The sequence below is a fragment of the Acidiphilium sp. PM genome, from assembly GCF_000219295.1.
Lineage (GTDB): Bacteria > Pseudomonadota > Alphaproteobacteria > Acetobacterales > Acetobacteraceae > Acidiphilium > Acidiphilium multivorum.
This window is the reverse complement of the sequence record NZ_AFPR01000375.1, coordinates 1-1,018: the sequence shown is the minus strand read 5'-3', so window position 1 is coordinate 1,018 and position 1,018 is coordinate 1. Positions and strand designations below refer to the sequence as shown.

The 1,018-nt window shown below is 74.4% G+C and carries 2 protein-coding genes; one reads left to right on the top strand and one right to left on the bottom strand.

The annotated features are described in order from the left end of the window. Nucleotides 1-5 precede the first annotated feature (5 nt). On the top strand, nucleotides 6-164 hold the full coding sequence (locus APM_RS23115) for an AbrB family transcriptional regulator (RefSeq protein WP_256379491.1): 159 nt from the start codon (nucleotides 6-8) through the stop codon (nucleotides 162-164). On the opposite strand, the gene APM_RS12850 is transcribed toward APM_RS23115, so the two are convergent. Beyond that, a partial coding sequence (locus APM_RS12850) for a DUF6537 domain-containing protein (protein ID WP_007423805.1) occupies nucleotides 165-1,018 on the bottom strand: 854 nt, incomplete at its 5' end.

Here is a 1,018-nt window from a genome sequence, read left to right as displayed (position 1 = left end):
CCACGCTGCCCGGCGGCATCTATGCCGCGCTGGCGATGGCGATCGCCGCCCGGACCGACGTGACCTTCGTGCTCGCCGTGCATGTGCTGCGGGTGGTGCTGGTGATGTTCACCATGCCGCTCTTCGCCCGCCTGCTGCGCCGCCGTGCCGGCTTGAGCGGCTGACTATTCCGCCGCCGCCGGCAGTCGCGGCGCGGCTGCCGGGGCCGGCGCGATGAAGGCGGCCTCGCGCTCCGCCCAGCGTGCCCCGGCGGCGGCGAGGTTGCGTGCCTTCACATGGCCGAAGCCGCGGATCTCGGCGGGAATCGCGGCCAGCGCCAGGGCGGCGGCGAAGTTGTCCTCGGCCAGCATCAGCGCGATCCGCCGCGCCGTGGTCTCGTAGCGGCCGATCAGCGCGCGCTCGCCCCGCCGCTCGGCGCTGTGGCCGAACGGGTCGAGCACCGTGCCGCGCAGCACCTTCAGCGGCGCCAGCGCGGCAAGCGCCTTCAGCATCCAGGGGCCGTATTCGCGCTTTTGCGGCAGGCCGGTCACCTTGTCGCGCCGGGCGAGCAGCGGCGGGGCGAGGTGCAGGCGGATATCCCGCGTGTCGGTGAAGGTGCGCGCGAGCTCGGCGCGGAATGCGGGACGGGAATACAGCCGGGCGACCTCGTATTCGTCCTTGTAGGCCATCAGCCGGTGCAGCGTGCGCGCCACGGTTTCGGCGAGTTCCGTCGAGTCCGGCCGCACCGCCCGCTCGGCCTCGCGCACGGCGGCGACCGTCTCGGCGAAGCGCGCGGCGTAGCGGCGGTTCTGGTAGGCGGCGAGATCGTCGCGCAGCATGTCGAACAGCGCGTCGAACCCGGAAGGCTCGGCCCCCGGCGGTGCCGCCACCGCCGCAACGGTGCTGCGGTCATGCGCCGCGGCGCGGCCCCAGGCGAAGGCGGCGAGGTTGAGGGCGACCGCCTGCCCGTTCAGCTCCACCGCCTGCGCGATCGCCGCCCGGCTCACCGGCACGAGCCCGCGCTGCCAGGCATAGCCGA